At 61.9% G+C, this 15,658-nt stretch carries 18 protein-coding genes and 1 pseudogene; 4 read left to right on the top strand and 15 right to left on the bottom strand.

The window, feature by feature from the left end:
- Positions 1-40: 40 nt before the first annotated feature.
- Positions 41-1,024, bottom strand: a complete 984-nt coding sequence (gene egtD, locus OKW41_RS03500; protein ID WP_018423989.1) for an L-histidine N(alpha)-methyltransferase — start codon at positions 1,022-1,024, stop codon at positions 41-43.
- 561 nt (positions 1,025-1,585) lie between these two features.
- Between egtD and rarD the strand changes: the two genes are divergently transcribed.
- Positions 1,586-2,482 (top strand): EamA family transporter RarD, encoded by an 897-nt coding sequence (gene rarD / locus OKW41_RS03495; RefSeq protein WP_187630216.1) that lies wholly within the window; start codon positions 1,586-1,588, stop codon positions 2,480-2,482.
- Positions 2,483-2,496: 14 nt separating this feature from the next.
- Here the strand turns inward: rarD and OKW41_RS03490 are convergent, their stop codons facing one another.
- Positions 2,497-3,036, bottom strand: coding sequence for a DUF962 domain-containing protein (locus OKW41_RS03490; protein ID WP_429571600.1), 540 nt, complete (start codon positions 3,034-3,036; stop codon positions 2,497-2,499).
- Between the two features lie 100 nt (positions 3,037-3,136).
- Between OKW41_RS03490 and OKW41_RS03485 the strand changes: the two genes are divergently transcribed.
- A complete protein-coding gene (locus tag OKW41_RS03485) occupies positions 3,137-3,844 on the top strand; it encodes a Crp/Fnr family transcriptional regulator (RefSeq protein WP_429571599.1) in 708 nt (235 codons plus the stop codon).
- On the opposite strand, the gene OKW41_RS03480 is transcribed toward OKW41_RS03485, so the two are convergent.
- The 3 genes from OKW41_RS03480 to OKW41_RS03470 all read right to left on the bottom strand — a co-directional run bounded on the left by OKW41_RS03480 (position 3,841) and on the right by OKW41_RS03470 (position 6,715).
- The gene (locus OKW41_RS03480) at positions 3,841-4,158 is read right to left on the bottom strand and encodes a hypothetical protein (RefSeq protein WP_429444706.1); all 318 of its coding nucleotides are present in this window, start codon (positions 4,156-4,158) and stop codon (positions 3,841-3,843) included. The two genes, OKW41_RS03485 and OKW41_RS03480, sit on opposite strands and share 4 nt — an antisense overlap.
- A 243-nt stretch (positions 4,159-4,401) precedes the next feature.
- Entirely contained in the window at positions 4,402-4,749 is a 348-nt protein-coding gene (locus tag OKW41_RS03475; protein WP_429571598.1) for a hypothetical protein, read from the bottom strand.
- A 148-nt stretch (positions 4,750-4,897) separates the two neighbouring features.
- Positions 4,898-6,715 carry a putative bifunctional diguanylate cyclase/phosphodiesterase gene (locus OKW41_RS03470; RefSeq protein ID WP_429571597.1) on the bottom strand — a complete coding sequence of 606 codons (1,818 nt, stop codon included), beginning with the start codon at positions 6,713-6,715 and terminating at the stop codon, positions 4,898-4,900.
- Here OKW41_RS03470 and OKW41_RS03465 point away from each other — a divergent pair.
- Positions 6,701-6,946 carry a hypothetical protein gene (locus tag OKW41_RS03465; protein WP_239499235.1) on the top strand — a complete coding sequence of 82 codons (246 nt, stop codon included), beginning with the start codon at positions 6,701-6,703 and terminating at the stop codon, positions 6,944-6,946. The genes OKW41_RS03470 and OKW41_RS03465 overlap by 15 nt on opposite strands.
- A gap of 82 nt (positions 6,947-7,028) precedes the next feature.
- On the opposite strand, the gene OKW41_RS03460 is transcribed toward OKW41_RS03465, so the two are convergent.
- The 9 genes from OKW41_RS03460 to OKW41_RS03420 form a co-directional block, all read right to left on the bottom strand.
- Positions 7,029-7,754, bottom strand: a complete 726-nt coding sequence (locus OKW41_RS03460; protein WP_184073471.1) for a GGDEF domain-containing protein — start codon at positions 7,752-7,754, stop codon at positions 7,029-7,031.
- A 1-nt stretch (position 7,755) separates the two neighbouring features.
- A complete protein-coding gene (locus OKW41_RS03455; RefSeq protein WP_429444698.1) occupies positions 7,756-8,151 on the bottom strand; it encodes a DUF1987 domain-containing protein in 396 nt (131 codons plus the stop codon).
- 19 nt (positions 8,152-8,170) lie between these two features.
- Complete coding sequence (locus tag OKW41_RS03450) at positions 8,171-8,734, bottom strand: SiaB family protein kinase (RefSeq protein WP_184052787.1); 564 nt, start codon at positions 8,732-8,734, stop codon at positions 8,171-8,173.
- A gap of 12 nt (positions 8,735-8,746) precedes the next feature.
- On the bottom strand, positions 8,747-9,862 hold the full coding sequence (locus OKW41_RS03445; protein ID WP_429571596.1) for a SpoIIE family protein phosphatase: 1,116 nt from the start codon (positions 9,860-9,862) through the stop codon (positions 8,747-8,749).
- Positions 9,863-10,171: 309 nt separating this feature from the next.
- Positions 10,172-10,432: a hypothetical protein gene (locus OKW41_RS03440; protein WP_429571595.1), complete on the bottom strand. Its 261-nt coding sequence runs from the start codon at positions 10,430-10,432 to the stop codon at positions 10,172-10,174.
- On the bottom strand, positions 10,425-11,174 hold the full coding sequence (locus tag OKW41_RS03435) for a DNA/RNA non-specific endonuclease (protein ID WP_429571594.1): 750 nt from the start codon (positions 11,172-11,174) through the stop codon (positions 10,425-10,427). The genes OKW41_RS03440 and OKW41_RS03435 overlap by 8 nt, the downstream gene beginning before the upstream one ends.
- 321 nt (positions 11,175-11,495) lie before the next feature.
- Positions 11,496-11,855 carry a DUF3564 domain-containing protein gene (locus OKW41_RS03430; RefSeq protein WP_129956126.1) on the bottom strand — a complete coding sequence of 120 codons (360 nt, stop codon included), beginning with the start codon at positions 11,853-11,855 and terminating at the stop codon, positions 11,496-11,498.
- Positions 11,856-12,072: 217 nt separating this feature from the next.
- A complete protein-coding gene (locus OKW41_RS03425; RefSeq protein ID WP_429571593.1) occupies positions 12,073-13,785 on the bottom strand; it encodes an acid phosphatase in 1,713 nt (570 codons plus the stop codon).
- 101 nt (positions 13,786-13,886) lie between these two features.
- On the bottom strand, positions 13,887-14,183 hold the full coding sequence (locus OKW41_RS03420) for a hypothetical protein (protein ID WP_184030734.1): 297 nt from the start codon (positions 14,181-14,183) through the stop codon (positions 13,887-13,889).
- Between the two features lie 406 nt (positions 14,184-14,589).
- Between OKW41_RS03420 and OKW41_RS03415 the strand changes: the two are divergent.
- Positions 14,590-15,072: pseudogene (locus OKW41_RS03415) on the top strand (MFS transporter); the annotation flags it as partial.
- Between the two features lie 100 nt (positions 15,073-15,172).
- On the opposite strand, the gene OKW41_RS03410 reads toward OKW41_RS03415, so the two are convergent.
- Complete coding sequence (locus OKW41_RS03410) at positions 15,173-15,634, bottom strand: N-acetyltransferase family protein (RefSeq protein WP_429571592.1); 462 nt, start codon at positions 15,632-15,634, stop codon at positions 15,173-15,175.
- Positions 15,635-15,658 lie beyond the last annotated feature (24 nt).

The following is a 15,658-nucleotide window of genomic DNA, read 5'->3' as shown; positions in this document are numbered from 1 at the left end:
TTATGCCTTTATCGGCCGTTATTTGCCGCGTGGTCGGCGCTTACCGGGCCACCAACAAACTCTCCGCGAATCCCCACTCATCCTCGATCCATTGATGGCTGCACACGAAGCCGGCGCCATCGACGATCGCGGGCAATTCTTCCGCGCGATACTTGTGGCTGCTTTCGGTCCAGATCGTCTCGCCTTCCTTCAGCGACACCGTCAGCTTTGCGGCGCGCACGTGAGCGGTGATATCGCGCTTCGCGCGCAGATGCATCTCGATGCTGCGCGCGTCCGGATTGAAGCGCGCCACGTGCTCGAATTCATCGAGCGGAAAGTCGCCGTCGAGTTCGCGGTTGATGCGCGCGAGCAGGTTCAGATTGAACGATGCGGTTACGCCGATCGCGTCGTCGTAGGCTGCGACCAGCACCGGCGTGGGTTTGATCAGATCGGTGCCGAGCAGCAGCGCGTCGCCGGGCGCGAGCATGTTGCGGATCTCGCGCAGAAAACGCGTTGCCGCGAGCCTGCCGAAGTTGCCGATCGTGCTGCCGAGAAACAGCACGAGCAAACGGTCGCCGGGCGCGCGCTGCCGGCTCACTTCGGCGAGACCGGCCAGATAGTCGCGCTCATAACCGACGATCGAAATCCGCTCGATGTCACCGAGTTCGCGCCGGCACAACTGCAACGCACTGCGCGAAATTTCAATCGGGCAGTAGGAAGTAGGGCGTTTTTTACACAGCGCTTCGAGAATGCGCCGCGTTTTGCGGCCGCTGCCGCTGCCGAGTTCGGCGACCGTGACGTCATGCGGCAAATGCTCGACGATGTCGGCCGCGTGCTTCGCGAGCAGACGTTCTTCGGCGCGCGTGACGCCATATTCGGGCAATACGGTAATCACTTCAAAAAGTGCGGAACCGACCTCGTCGTACAGATACTTCGACGGCAGCTCTTTCTGCGGCGTATGGGTGAGGCCGGCGTACACGTCGGCGGCGAAGGCGCGACGCAGTTCGGAAGGCGAGTTGCTGAGCGATAGGGCTGGCTGGGTCATGCTGGCTCCAGTAGTCACATTCGATGAGCGGGATTGCTGCCGGACGGTGACATGCGCGATGAAACGCAGTTGAGGCATGCCGTGGGCGAGATGCGCGGGCGGTAATTCGTGGCGGCCTGACAGACTGCGCTCGAAGCTGCATTCGCCGACCCGGCTCGTGAGTGCTGCTCGTTGCGTGCCGCTGTGGACGTCGTTGTCGCGAGCGATGCGGCCACAGCGTGCAAATTCTTCGGTAGCAAGATTCGCGCGAGGCGAGGACGAGCCGGAAATGGCTTCGCCGGCCGCGGCGCACGAAGTTATGTTCTAGTGCATCGACGCGCGACGCGCACGACTAAATGCAGCCGACTGACGAAAAAGCGCAAGCCCGTTGGCGAATAACCCGTCTAGAATGCCCGTTTTCCTACGGTTTTGCACCGCCGCTTCAGAACAACAACGCAGCGTCTGCCGCTTTGCCCGCGTGGCCGCCTGCTCACGAGACATCATATTCATGACGACAACGAACGCCGCGAGCCTGCGTCGCGCGCCGCAAGCCCACGCGTCACACCGATTCCCGACCGCGCAATGAATCACAACGACTTCAGGCGCGGGATCGCATTGTCGGTCGGCGCGTCGGCGATGTTCGCATTATTGTCCGCTTACGCGACGCTGCTCAAACCGCTGTCGGGCCTCGACATCTTTGCGTGGCGCATCGTGTGGACCGTGCCTGGCGCGCTGCTGCTCGTCGCGGTGCGCAAGCGCCTGCCGATTCTGCGCGCGCTCGTTGTCCAAATGATGACGCAGCCGAAGCTCGGTGCCGCGATGGCCGTGGCTGCGGGCCTGCTCGGCGTACAGCTGTGGCTGTTTCTGTGGGCGCCGCTGCATGGGCGCATGCTCGAAGTGTCGCTCGGCTATTTCCTGCTGCCGCTCGCGATGGTGCTGGTCGGGCGCTTCCACTATCGCGAGCGGCTCGACGCGTTGCAGTGGCTCGCGGTCGCGTGCGCGGCGGTTGGTGTCGCTCACGAGCTGTGGGTGACGGGCGCGTTCTCGTGGCCGACGCTCGTCGTCGCGCTCGGTTATCCGCCTTATTTCGTGGTGCGTCGTCAGATCAATCAGGATTCGCTTGCAATGTTCACCGTCGAGATGGCGTTGCTGCTGCCGGTGGCCGCCGTGTGCATTCTCAGCGGCGGCTCGCTGCAAGCGATCGCCGGCCGCGCCGAAATGTGGTGTCTGCTATTGCCGGGCCTCGGTGCGTTGAGCACGCTCGCGCTCGCTTCGTATCTGAAGGCGAGCCGACTGCTGCCGGTCGCGTTGTTCGGCATTCTCGGCTACGTCGAGCCTGTGCTGCTCGTATTCGTGTCGATCACGCTGCTGCGCGAAACGCTGAGCGTCGCGCAACTCGCGACCTATGTGCCGATCTGGATCGCCGTCGCGCTGACCGCGCTGCACAGCGTGCGCTTCGTTCGGTTCGCGTCGAACTGAACTACGGCGCTCGCTCAGCGATGCGCGTCGGTCCGCCGCGGATCGATGCGCGTCGGGCCTACCTCAGCCTCGATCGCATCGCGCAGTTCGGGGCGCCAGCCGACACCGAACAGCGCTTCGGCGAGCACGAATAGCGGGCCGATCAACAGGCCGATCACGTCGTCGACGAACGCCGGCTTGCGATGTTCGTAGGCCACGTGGCCTACGAACTGGAACACCCAGCCGACCACGAACAGCCCAATGCCGGTCGCGAGCCACACGAGCGTCGTTTGCGCGGCGATCCACTCGCCGAACCCGACACAGAGCGCCGAGACGCAGGCCATCAGCACGCCGAGCGGCACGTCGAGCGCGAGGTAGTAGACGGTCGCCGCCACGAACAGCAGCCACGCCGGCGACAACGTGACCGGGAACATCCCGGCGCCAAACGACGGGCGGCTCAGCAACACCGCGAGCGCGAGCACGATCATCGGAATGCCGACGAAGTGCGTGGCGATATTGCGCCGGTCGCGATGGTAGGCCGCGTATTGCGTCAGTTGCTGCGTCAGCGTTCTCATCAGTGCCGCTCCTGTGTCAAAGTCAGCATAATCGCGGGCAGCGGATTTTCAAACCATCGGGTAGCCGACAATCAGCAACGACCGTCCACGGATACCGTCCATGACAGAGCGTTTTTCATCGAAAGAGCTTGGCGGGCTGCTCGACCGCAGCGCGTGGTTTCGCGCCGCGCCAGCCGATCTGCGGGTGCAATTGCTCAACGCGGGGCGCGTCGAATCTCTCGCGGCAGGTCAGCGGCCTTTCACGCGCGGCGCTGCCGACGACGGCCTGTACTGTGTGCTCGACGGCCTCGTCAGAATCGGCGCGGCGAGTTCGAACGGCAAGGAAGCGTTGCTCGCGGTGATCGAGCCGGTGAACTGGTTTGGCGAGATCGCGCTGTTCGACGATCGATCGCGCACCCACGACGCCTATGCCGAACGCGATACCGCGCTGTTTCATGTGCCGCGCGCGGCGCTCGCCGCGTTGCTCGAGCGCACGCCGGCTTACTGGCATGCGTTCGGTCTGCTGCTCGCGCACAAGTTGCGTCTGGCGTTCGAGGCGATCGAGGAAGCCGCGCTATTGCCGGCCGCACCGCGTGTCGCGCGGCGCCTGTTGCTAATGGCGGGCGGCTATGGCGAACCCGGCTCATTGCGCAACGTGCTGAAGGTCCCGCAGGAAGACCTGGCGATGATGCTCGCGTTGTCGCGGCAGACGATCAATCAGGTGCTCAAGCACTTCGAGACGCAGGGCGCGTTGAAGCTGCGCTATGCGGAGATCGAAATCGTCGATGCCGGCAAGCTGCGTGAACAGGCTCTCGTCGAGCGCATTTAACGCGCGCTCGGGTGGCTGACGCGACGTTTCAATGGACCGATCGTCGCGGCGGGCAACGTGGTGAGCAGCATGTGCAACGTGAAGTGGAGATCTTCGCGCGCGATGTCGAGTTGCACGCGGTCTTCTTCGCGCACGGTTTCCGTGTTGACTACATAGACGCCGAGCGGCGAATGAAGCAGTGCGCGCAAGTGAGCGTGCGGCAGCGTCAAGAGTAGAAGCGCGCGCGCCGACGGAAACGGAATGACGTTGCTGTGTTGAACCTGCTTGCTGGCAGGTTGCGGCGAGAGCTTGTCGAGCGATTGGGTAAGAGCCATGTGATGCGGCGTTCGTGCGACGCGATGGTGAATTGGAACAATTCGAGAGTAGTCGTCCGCGAGTAAAGACGGTGCAAAAATTCGCGCGTCTGTCGGCAAAAAGATACGATGGGGAATGACGCGCCACAAAGAAAAAAAGGCGAGTCATAAGACTCGCCCTCCCTGAACGGCACAGTCCGGCTTCGATCAACTTCTATTTGAACAGCACCTGCATGGCCGGTCAGCGCCGAAACCGATCACGTGTTATTGCGTTTTGGTCGTGTCGGCTTTCGCCGGGGCAGTGCTGGCCTCTTTCGCACTCTCCGTTTTAGTCTTCGCTGCGCTCGTTTCGACGGCATTTTTGGCCGTGGACTTGTGGGCCTTCTTCGTATGGGCGGAAGTCTTTTTCACGTGCTTTTGCGTAGCGGCTTCGGCAGGCGCTTTCATTGCGGTCGCGCCGGCTTGTACCGCGGTGCTTGCCTTCAGATTCGCCTGGCCGGTGGCTGGCAACTGCGTGGTTTGCGCGGGTTGTGCGGCAGACGGTGCGGCCGTTTGAGCAAAGGCGGTCGACACGAGCAGTGCGGAAGCAACAGCGGCGAAAAGCGTCTTCATGATGTGACTCCAGGTTGAATCGGTGGATTCGTTTGTCGCGGCTGAATCATTTCAGCGCTGCCGGTTTAACGTAGGGCGGAATACAGGAGTTGACGCCGCGCTGGTGACAAAACGTAAGTAGTGCGTCAGCGCGGATACATGTTGCGACTCACAAAGCGAATCCCCGGAAAGGCGCCACGCTCAATGAAGACGCGACCGCGGTCTTGCCGAGCAATTGCGCTAAAGCCTCCGGCGAGACCGCTGGGCTAAACAGGAAACCCTGGGCCACCGTGCATCCGTGACGGACCAGAAACTCGCGCTGGACATCGAGCTCGACCCCTTCAGCGACGACATCGAAGCTCAGCGTTTCAGCAATCGCGATGATGGCAAGCGACAGAGCTTCGAGTTCCTTGTCTCTGCCGATTTCGCAAACGAAGGCGCGATCGATCTTGATGCGGTCGACGCTAAAGCGTTTCAGATAGCTGAGGCTCGAATAACCCGTGCCGAAGTCGTCGATAGCGATGGACACACCGAGTTCGCGCAGTTCGCCAAAAGCCCGTTGCGCTTCTTCAGCGTTGCGCATCAACGTGCCCTCGGTGACTTCGAGCTCCAGCAGTTCGGCGGGCCAATCGGCATCGTCGAGTGCCGAGCGCACGACGCCTGGAAGGTCCGCCCGTTCGAGTTGAAGTGGCGAAACATTGACCGATATGCGCACGGGCGGAAGCCCCGAGCGTACCCATGCGCTCGCCTGCAGACACGCCTGCCGCAATACCCACGTGCCGATGCTCTGGATCAGACCGGTTTCTTCGGCAAGCGGGATGAAGACGGCCGGCGAGACTTCACCGAGTTCGTCGTCGTGCCACCGCAAAAGTGCCTCGGCACCGACGATGCATCCGGTTTTCATGTCGATTTGCGGCTGATACGCCAGATACAACTCATTGGCTTTCGCCGCGCGCCGCAGTCGCGTCGTGAGCCGCAACTTCTCGGCGGCCGCCCGGCTCAGCTCCGGTTCGTAGAATTGATAGCCGTTTCTCCCGCGCGATTTCGCCACGTACAACGCGGCATCGGCATTTCGCGTGAGCAGTTCCGGCTGGGCGCCGTCTTGTGGAAAAGTACTGACGCCGATGCTTGCTTCGAGATAAAGCTCGTGCTCGCCGATGCGATACGGCTCGCTCATCTCGTGAATCAGCGTGTCCAGCATTTCGGTGAGCTGCTTCGCGTCGGCCCGTTCCGCGACGATGACGAATTCATCGCCCCCGTAGCGCGCGACGAAATCCGTTGCGCGCAGCAGACGCTGAAGCCTTCGCGCCACGGCCTGTAGCAGCAAATCGCCAATGCGGTGTCCGAGCGAATCGTTGACGTCCTTGAAACGATCGAGATCGAGGAACAGGACGGAAACGTTCTGACCTGTCGCTGCCGCGCGTACGAGCGACTCTGAAAGATGTTCGCCGAGCAGCACCCGGTTGGGCAGATCGGTCAGTGCGTCGTATCTGGCTTGATGCTCGAGTCTTGTGAGCGAACGACGAAGATGCGCTCCAATGCGCCCGTTCCCGTGAATCAGCGAAAGCAGCAACAAGGCCGAAGCGACGCCGCAGCTCAACAGCATGCGCGTAAACCACTTCCCATCCAACGAGGATTTGCTGACGACTAAAGCGACCTTGACGTCGGCCGCGAGTCGTACGTCGACGACCCGCTCGAGAACGCTATAGAAATAGGCGTCGATTTGTTCGAGTCTGGGGTCGCCCACTGCCACACTGCCGGGATGTTCCGCGATCTTGCGCGCAAGACCAAAGCTCAGCTCGCTAAGTCTGCCGATCATGTCGTCCAGATCCGACAGCCTCGATATGCATTCCTGATTCTCGCTGCAGCTCTCGCGCGCGTCGCGCGTCAACGCGAGCAGTTCCAGCATCGGAAAGCTATAAGCGGCGCGGTTGTAAAGCGGCACCGTTGCGATCGAGGTGTAGAGCGTCGCATGCTCATCGAGCATGACTTGCTGAACCTGGTCGAGGTCGTGGCGCAGCCGCCCGGAAGCCTGGATCGTCCGAAGCGAACTGTCCTGCTCGCTGCTCTGGCGGATTGCGAGGAAGGTACTCGTCGCAATGACAGCGAGAATGGCAAGTACGGCTATGACAGTACCGGCTTTGCGCGTTGCTTCCTGTCCCAAGGCCCTTCCCTTTCCGTCAACCCGGCGCGGGCGAACACCGACCCGCCCGGATAGTGAATGTTTAGGTGGCTGCATGACTTGCCTTAGGGCGCTCCGGATCTGCCTGTAACGGCGCGCTATGGGTCTGCTTATCCGCCTATCGATCGGCAAATTCCACGCGGTTGCGCCCGCTTCGCTTGGCGCGGTACAGAGCCGCATCGGCGAGGCCATATGCGGTGTCGAAACAGGTTCCGACCTCGTTGATGCTGACGCCAAAGCTGGCCGTGATGCGGCGCTCGACGGGTGGAACGACCAGCGAGTCACCGATGGCTTCTCGCATGCGCTCGGCAAGAATGGCACCGCTGGCCGGTTCATGACCAGGCAGCAGCACGGTGAACTCCTCACCGCCCACTCGCCCGATGAAGCCTTGTTCCCCGACGATTCTGCGCAGACAATCGACGACCCCCGAAATGACCGCGTCTCCGGTGGGGTGGCCGTAGTCGTCGTTGATTCGCTTGAATTCGTCGATGTCGAGGATGATCATCACCGCGCTGCTGATGCGCAAGACCTTGGTGGTCCGTTCGATCACGGCACTGCGGTTCAGTACGCCCGTCAACGCGTCGTGCGATGCGCGATACGCCAACTGCTGGGCCAGCGCCTGCATCTCGCGTTCGGCCCGGTCGCTGCGGCCGATCAGGCGCCGTGTCTCGCGCATCAGGCGCTGGAAGTGCTCGATCAGTTCGCCCAACGACTGGCGATACTCCGCGGGGTCCGCATCGATGATCGAATGCATGGCCCGAGCCTTTGCCAGCGCGGTGCTCTCGTTCTGGAACAGATCGGGTGCGCCGCCCGAGGACACGTCAAGGGAAGAGGTCGAACGCACTTTACTTTCCCTGCTGCGCAATGGGACGATCGGTGAACTCGATCGCGCGGAAATCGGTTTTCAGTTCTTCGCCGAATTCGGCAATGGTCTCGTCTTCCTCGTCGCGATACCAGTTCATCGACACCCGGCTTCCCGATTCCGCCGCCTGATCGAGCGCGTCGAAGATGCTGAACAGCATTTTGGTACTCGAGCTATTGAAGTACGTCAGCGCGACGTCGATAGTGATCTCGGCCCCGGCGTTCGCGGCGAGGTATTTGCGCATCTGCTCGATGATCGGCGCGTAAAAGGCGGCTGCGTTCTCGGGGTAAGACTCTCCCCTGATCGACAACGCGTGTTGGTCGAAGCGAAAATCGACTTCGGGCGACGTCGTCGTCGCGGGGATGTGTAGGTTTTCCATTGTTCGTGTGCCTTCCTGCTCAGATGATGGCCATGAGGCAAAACAGCGTGGTGCCCGGTTCGTCGGCACGCGGATGAAAAGCGAATTCAAGCGGCGCGCTCGCATCGCGCGCCATCGTCAGGAAGCCGAGCCCGGCGCCCTTGCTGTCTTTCGGAGCGTCGGTGCGCAATGAAACCTTGTACGCTTGCTTGATTTCTTCGAGTGACATGTTGCGCAGAGGCTCCAACCTGCTTCGCAGGTCCTCGACTTCGGCGGTCGCGATGGGATTGACGCACAACATTACGTGATGTTCGCCGTGCCTGGAGATGCACACCGCGCCCTCGCGTATCTCGCCTGCCCGTTCGCCACCGGGCTCCAGCGCGTTCGACGAGTAATGAACGATGTTCTGTGCCAGCTCGATAAAGGACGAGAAGAGTTTGCGGCGAGTAGGACCGCTGACGCCGGCGACTTCGAGCTGCAGTTTCACGACTTCGCCCATCGACGCGACGATGTTATGGGAGAAGTAGCCCTTGTGATAGAAGAGCACGTTGCGCCGCTGGGCGAGTTCGAAAAAGGCGCTGTCTTGTTCTGGTAGTTGGGACATTCTGGGAATTCGCTAAATGCGGGCGCAGAAAAGCGTGACGTCGTCACGGCGCGGTTGCTTGCCTTGCCACTCCGCGAGCGCGAGCCGGACGCGCTCGCAAATCGCCGCCGGAGTTTCGGCACGGTTTTCGAGAATCAGGTCGAGCGCACGGCGCCGGCCGAAAGAAATGTTGCGCGGGCCGCCGATCTGATCGGCGAGGCCGTCGGTATAGATGAACAGCAGGCTGCCCGCCGTGACCGGAATCGAGCGCAAGCTCCACGCATAGTCGGCGCGACTGTCCACATAACCGACACCCATGCGGTCGGCGCCGATCGTTTGGAACTCCGCGGCATCGGGCGACAGGATGTGCAGAGCGATCCTCGCGCCGGCAAAATGCAGCACGCTCTCCGTGGCATCGAACCAGAAGAGTGCGGTATCCAGACCGTCGTTGGATTGGGTTCCTTCGTCGGCACTGTTCACTTGCCCAAGCAAGCCCTTGACGTTTTGATTGACGGCCGCCAGTAGCGCGGCGGGGTCGCGCGGACCGATCTGTTCGAGCGCCTTCGACAGTGACGCCGAAGCAAGCAAGGTCATGAAGGCGCCCGGTACGCCATGGCCGGTGCAATCGGCAACAGCGCCAAACCAGCCGTTCGGAAAGGCCGCGAAATGATAGAAGTCGCCGCCGACGACGTCGCGAGGTTCCCAGACCATCGCCGCGTCGCGCAGCTTCATCGACAGGGTCTCGCTGGAAGCACGCAACATGGCGCGCTGTATCACGCTGGCGTACTCGATACTCTGCATGATCTGGCGGTTCTTCTCCGCCTGCATTTCCGCGACCGCACTGATAAGCTGCAGACCACTGCCGAGACCCGAGAAGAGTCCGTCACGTGTCACGATGAAACCATCGACCAGCGCTTTTTCTCCGGCCTCGACGGTCCTGAACGTCAGCGCTTCGATGCTCACGTCGGCGTCGACGATGAGCGGTTCCTTGTCCATGAACGCGATGCAACTCTTCTTGTCGTAAAGCTCTCGATGGAACGGCTTGCTCATTTGCGACATGAAGATATCGCGGTTGATCAGGCCGATGGGACGGTGGTCATCGATGACGGCGAGACTCTGCATGTCGCGGCGCGCCGAGAAGATCTCCATGACCACGGAGTTGGGATCTTCAACGTCTACGGATGGAACTTCCTGGCACAAGTCTCCGGCAGTGCACGGATTACCCTGTGCGGAAGAACGGCGAAATCTCGAGAACGCAGCATGCATGGCGACGCCAGTCGATGTGTGAAGAAACCTCGCACGCTAAGGTTTCTCTATGTACATTATGTGACAGAGGGGAGGCGATCCGCTCTATTGGCGCGAGATTAGAAAACTGGCGGTCACGCAAAGGTTTGCGTGCCCGATATCAGTAAAACTTACGATCTGCGAGGTTGCGCAAATGCAACGCCGCCGAATCCGTTATTGAAACGGGTTCTGCACGATACCCGGTTTAGCATCCGGCTCGTCCTGCACCTTTGCCGGTAAATCCTTCTGCGCCTGCAGGCTCGTGACGATCGCATCGAGCGCTTCCTTCAACGCGAGCGCCGCCTTCAGTCCGCGTTGATCGCGCGTCAATTCGAGCGTGCCGTTCAGCACGACACGCGTCGTGCCATTGCTGAGCGTGAGCGCATCGCCTTGAATGTTGAGTACGTCGTCATCGTTCGAATAGGGCTTAAACACCTTTCAGTCCTCCTGGCCGCTGGTCCTTGAGGTTGTCCGGAATGCCCGGAAAGCGGATGCCCGACATCGCTTCGAGTTCGTGAATCGTGCGGATGTCGTAGCGGTTGGTCGCTACATTATCAACCACTACTGCGAAGGCCAGTTGACGCGACGGCACGTAGACGACCTTGTACAACTGGGTGGGCACGAACACGCGCGTCGTTCCGATCGTCTGCAATTGTTGGCCGGTGAACAGCGGTCCGGTGACGACGTACGTGTCGTCGTAGGCGAGTGCGATCTTGCGCACGGCAGTTTCGATGCGTGCCCACAATCGTTGGTTGTTCTGACGATTTTGCGGCACGATGTTCGCGAGCGAGAACGATTGCGCCATCGCCTCGTCGTTCCACCGATTACCCGCCGGACTCATATGACCGCGATCGAAGCCGCTGCGTTTGTAGTCGGCGAGTGTCGCGCCTTCGCCTTCGGGCAGACGCGCGTCTTCGAAGAACTTGTTGGTGCGCACCATGTCCTTCGCTTCTTCGATGTGCTCACGTGTCAGATGCTCGGCAGACCACAGCGGACCGTGCGTGATACCCGAATGCAGCACCGCGAAATCGCTATAACAAAGCAGGCGCGCTTTCGGCGCCATCTTCTGATTGGCGAGGACGGGCCATTGCGCATTCGGCGTGAATCCGGTGCAGGAAGGCGCCGCGCTCGCATGAGCGGCGACGACGAGTAACAGACTGGCAAGCCACTTCTTCATGTGTCGGTGGTTCGATGAACGGGGACGCAAGTATAGCGTCGTGGCCCGCATCGAGCGACTGCACAATGCGAATCGAAGGAAGGGAATTGGAAGCGGCAGAGGCGACGTGCGCCGGACAAAAAAGTGGGCCGCTTTGCAGCGACCCGAATGCGTGGACTTCCGAATCTACGCACGCAATCTTAAGAAGGTCTTAAGGCTTGCGTGATCGCGGCACGTTTATGTTCGATTGCGCACGAACAGATTTACGCGTATGAACAGTGCTCGTGCAATGAGCCGGAAGTTTCGACCGGAAAAGAGAAGCGCGACGAATCGCGCCAGAACTTAATTACCGAACACGCTGTTTTCAGCGTGCACTTTTTGACGATCCACCGCCTGCAAACGCCAGAAGCCGCTAGTCGCCTTGCGTGTTTGCAGCGCGGTCCATGCAGCGGCGCCTTGCGCGGCGCTCACTCGCTCCTTGCGATCGACGTGCAGACCGCGCAACGTACAAAGCGGCGCGTCGGCGCTCGGTGCGCACAGCGTGGTCACGCCGTTTTCGTCGCGCAGTTCGCCCCATGGGGGCAGGTCGATCCCTTGATGCGCTTCTCTCGACCACCGATGTTCATCGGTATCGAGCCAGAGCACAGCGTAATCATGGCTCACGGTGGGATCGGAACCGTTAATCAGGATGGTCAGTCGCATATCAGTTCCGTTCATAAATTGCGAAGGGCTTTATCAGTCTAGGCGGCGCGGCGCTTTATGCAAGACAAAGGCATGACGTGCGAATGGAAAATCAAGTCGCCAAAAGGTGTGGCGAGGTACGGTGAATCCTTACTGCGCCGCGGCGTACGGGATATGCATGCAGTAACGACCACATGCAGACCGCGAGCCGCGACAAATCAACGCAGCCGAGGGTCGCTCAAGCGAGATCGAGCGAAGCGGTCAGATCGCCGAGCGGCGCGAGTCCGTTGCTTGCGAATGCCTTGTCGCGCGCGACCACGCCATCGAGTGGCGCAAGTCCATGCACACGGCTAATGAAACGCAGAATCGAGTTCGTGTCGTACACCGTGTGATCGACAAAAGCCTTCTTCGCCAGCGGCGAGATCACGAGCGCGGGAACGCGCGAACCCGGACCCCAGCGATCGCCGATCGGCGGCGCAACATGGTCCCACCAACCGCCGTTCTCGTCGACAGTGACGATCACGACCGTGTTCTGCCATTGCGGGCCGCGCTGGATGTGCTCGATCAGCGTCGAGATGTGACGGTCGCCCGAGGCGACGTCCGCATAGCCCGCGTGCATGTTCAGGTCGCCCTGCGGTTTGTAGAACGTCACGGTCGGCAAACGTCCCGCGTCGATGTCGGCAATCAGGCGATTGGTCGACGCGTCGTTACCCATGCCGCCGTCGCGCAGATAGCGGTTGCGCGCGGCGGTGCCCGGCGCGTAATTGGTGAAGTAGTTAAACGGCTGATGGTGGTACTGGAAGTCGGGCATCGACCCCGTATCGCGATGATCGAGCGCGAATTGCCACGCGCCGCTGTACCACGCCCAGTCGATGCCCTTGCCGGTCAGCCGGTCGCCGATCGTCGCGTAATTCTGCGGCGGCATCACCCGCGGGTTCGACGGATCCGCGAAAGCCGGGTCGCCGCCTTCGGCCGGACGCACGCTGCTCGGCTGATACGGCGGCGCCATCGTGTTGACTGCGTAGCCGTCGGCGGTGAAAGCGCCGTCATTGACGAACTTCGGCGGACCGTCGAGCGCCGACGCAGGCGAATTGGGCGCGAGCTTCAAACGGGTGCCGGTCGGATCGTCGCCTTCCACGACCGACACCATCTTCTTCGCCGGACTGTTGTGGATGTCCGGATAGTAGGGCGCCTGCGCCGAGATCAGGAAGATATGGTTCAGCCAGGAGCCGCCGAAGGCGGCCATGAAGAAGTTGTCGCACAGCGTGTACTGCTGCGCGAGATTCCACAGACGCAGCGTGTCGGCGGAATTGCGGTAGTGCCCCATCACAAGGCCGCCGGAATCGCCCCACGCGGCGAACTGGTTGTTGCGCCCCGCGTTGATCTGCATCTGGTTCTGATAGAAGCGATGGATGAGGTCGCGCGTGATCACGCCGGTCGGCAGCGGCGCGCCGTGCGCGTCGACGATGCGGAACGGCCGGTTGCGCAGATGATCGAGATCCTTTTCGCCGATCATGTAGCGCTTGCCGTCCACTTCCTGCGCCTGCGGCACGAGCCCGCCCCAGATCTCCGGCAGCCGCGGCAGCGGCGTCTTGCCATCGCGGTCGAGCTGGACGTATTGCTCGGCGGTGACCGCGTCGAGCGGATGCTGGACGCCGGGGTAGTTGCCGTACAGGTTCGCGAAGCTGCGATTCTCCGCGTAGATCACCACGATGTTCTTCACCTGATCGTGCAGCGCAGCGTCGAGCCGCAAGTCGGCGGCGCTGCGCGGCGGCCCGTTGCCCGCGAGTTCCTCGCCTGTTTTGCAGCCGGTCAGCGCAAGGCCGAGGCCGACCGCCGCGAGACCGGTCAGGACGCGCCGGCGTTCGGGATCGTCGGGGGCGTCGTTGGTGCTATCGATTGAATCGGGGTTGCCCAGTTTCGGCGGCAGGTGAGGATCGTGGTCGGTCATCGGTGAGTTCCGAAGGAGACGTGACGGTCGCATCGGCGCCGCTCGAAGCGGCGCGCGCGACACCGGTTACGGGTCCGCCGAGGCTGGCAGGCCTCGCGGCTTTACGGCAGCCGACGCTTGACGCGCCAACTGTGATGCGTGGCATCGACGGCCAATAGTAGCCAGTGCCGTGCGTCGATCGGATGACGTTTTTGCGTCGCATAACGGTCGACGGTCAATTCGAGTTCGTCATGTGCGCGCCGATGGCAGGTGGCGTGCGCACCGGAACCGTCCGCGAATTCGACGCGCGCCTCTGCGACGTTTGACGCGCAGGCCGGCTCGGGAAGATTCGCGATGCGCACCGCGCAGCCCGGATAAAGATGCGAGTCGGCAACCTGAATCTGGACCGCGTTGGACATGACGTGGCCTCCTACGCTTGGGCGGCGCGAGCGAGCGGCTGGAATACACCGCGCCGCCGGACCGGATCAAAGCATAGCACCCCGCATGGCTGATTCGCCGCATGCTTCGCGCATCATCCTGAATTGAACCCGATGAACCGCATAGAGACGGCAGCCAGGATGGCAAAAGAAGAGCAGACAGGAGTGGGACGCAGGCAGGTCAAACCCCGGGCGGCGGCAGCCTCCGCGGCACAACACCAACCGGCGCAGTCGCACGCGCAGAGCGCGGACGTGTCCGCTTCCGCCAACGACGACGGCGCCGGCGGATCGACATATCTCGTGCCCGGCCTCGAACGCGGCCTGCGCTGTACGAAATCGTGCTCCCGATCGGCCTGCTCGCGTCGAGCGCGCTCGGTGCCTGGATCGTGCCGCGCTTCGGCTGGCAGGCGATGTACTTGCGGTCGCGGCGTTGGTGCTCGGCGTGCTCGGATCGCTGGCCTGCGCGTTACTGGTCGACAAGGTGGGACGCAAGCCGATCATCAGTATCTCGTTCCTGCTGTGCGCGTTGTCGCTGGCCATGGCGGGTGTGTTTCACGGCTCGTCGGTGTACGTGGTCGCAACCTGCTGCGCGCTGGCGCTCGGCTTTCTCGCCAGCGGCTTCATCGCGGCCTATGTGTACACGCCGGAGCTGTACCCGACCAGCATCCGCGCGATGGGCTGCGGTGTTGGCGGCGCGTGGCTGAAGGTAGCGGCGATCTTCGCGCCGGCGATCGTGTCGAAGACGATTATCGGCGGCAACCTGGAAGTGGCGTTCTATATCCTCGCCGCCGTGCCGTTCCTCGCGGCGGTCGCGGTGCACTTCCTCGGTATCGAAACCAAGGGCAAGGTGCTGGAGCAGCTCGAGGCTTGACCGGGACTGCGTGATGACCGCTTGAGCAGTAAAACACGAGAGGCGCACCGGGTGCTGCGCCTCTCGCCGTTGATAGGCCTCTCTGATGAAGCGCTGTGCGTTAGAGCGCTTTGCGATATACCACGAAGCCGGACTTATCTGCGACCTTGTCATAGAGCTGCATCGCGGTGTGATTCGTCTCGTGCGTCTGCCAGTAGACGCGTTGCGCACCGTCGGCTTTTGCGCGCGCATAGACGGCCTCGATCAGCGCGCGGCCGACACCCTTGCCGCGCTCGCTATCGAGCGTGTACAGGTCCTGCAGATAGCAGATCGGCCCCGCCATCGTCGTATGACGGTGATAGAGAAAATGCACGATGCCCTGCAACTGCCCGGCGCGTTCCGCGACGAACGCATGCATCGGCTCGTAGCCGTCGAAAAAGCGATTCCACGTGATTTGCGTGATCTCGCGCGGCAACGCGCTCTCGCCCGAGCGGCCATAAAACGCGCTGTAGGCGTCCCATAGCGGGAGCCATGCATCGAAATCGTCACGGGTGACGGCGCGAATCTGCAGCGGGGCGGACATGTGGGCGGCTCCTTTGGAAAGCTG

This window comes from Paraburkholderia sp. UCT70, from assembly GCF_050434085.1.
GTDB lineage: Bacteria > Pseudomonadota > Gammaproteobacteria > Burkholderiales > Burkholderiaceae > Paraburkholderia > Paraburkholderia tuberum.
Note: the sequence above shows the minus strand (reverse complement) of the source record. Positions and strands in the feature narration are given on the sequence as shown.

Coding starts and splice junctions, on each gene's coding strand:
- OKW41_RS03430 (WP_129956126.1), bottom strand. CDS start 11,855: ATGCGACTGACCATCCTGATTAACGGTTCCGATCCCACCGTGAGCCAT.
- OKW41_RS03490 (WP_429571600.1), bottom strand. CDS start 3,036: ATGAGAACGCTGACGCAGCAACTGACGCAATACGCGGCCTACCATCGC.
- OKW41_RS03455 (WP_429444698.1), bottom strand. CDS start 8,151: ATGGAAAACCTACACATCCCCGCGACGACGACGTCGCCCGAAGTCGAT.
- OKW41_RS03410 (WP_429571592.1), bottom strand. CDS start 15,634: ATGTCCGCCCCGCTGCAGATTCGCGCCGTCACCCGTGACGATTTCGAT.
- OKW41_RS03420 (WP_184030734.1), bottom strand. CDS start 14,183: ATGTCCAACGCGGTCCAGATTCAGGTTGCCGACTCGCATCTTTATCCG.
- OKW41_RS03475 (WP_429571598.1), bottom strand. CDS start 4,749: ATGAAGACGCTTTTCGCCGCTGTTGCTTCCGCACTGCTCGTGTCGACC.
- OKW41_RS03435 (WP_429571594.1), bottom strand. CDS start 11,174: ATGAAGAAGTGGCTTGCCAGTCTGTTACTCGTCGTCGCCGCTCATGCG.
- OKW41_RS03480 (WP_429444706.1), bottom strand. CDS start 4,158: ATGGCTCTTACCCAATCGCTCGACAAGCTCTCGCCGCAACCTGCCAGC.
- OKW41_RS03470 (WP_429571597.1), bottom strand. CDS start 6,715: ATGCTCGATGAGCATGCGACGCTCTACACCTCGATCGCAACGGTGCCG.
- OKW41_RS03445 (WP_429571596.1), bottom strand. CDS start 9,862: ATGGAGATCTTCTCGGCGCGCCGCGACATGCAGAGTCTCGCCGTCATC.
- OKW41_RS03465 (WP_239499235.1), top strand. CDS start 6,701: ATGCTCATCGAGCATGACTTGCTGAACCTGGTCGAGGTCGTGGCGCAG.
- rarD (WP_187630216.1), top strand. CDS start 1,586: ATGAATCACAACGACTTCAGGCGCGGGATCGCATTGTCGGTCGGCGCG.
- egtD (WP_018423989.1), bottom strand. CDS start 1,024: ATGACCCAGCCAGCCCTATCGCTCAGCAACTCGCCTTCCGAACTGCGT.
- OKW41_RS03450 (WP_184052787.1), bottom strand. CDS start 8,734: ATGTCCCAACTACCAGAACAAGACAGCGCCTTTTTCGAACTCGCCCAG.
- OKW41_RS03425 (WP_429571593.1), bottom strand. CDS start 13,785: ATGACCGACCACGATCCTCACCTGCCGCCGAAACTGGGCAACCCCGAT.
- OKW41_RS03485 (WP_429571599.1), top strand. CDS start 3,137: ATGACAGAGCGTTTTTCATCGAAAGAGCTTGGCGGGCTGCTCGACCGC.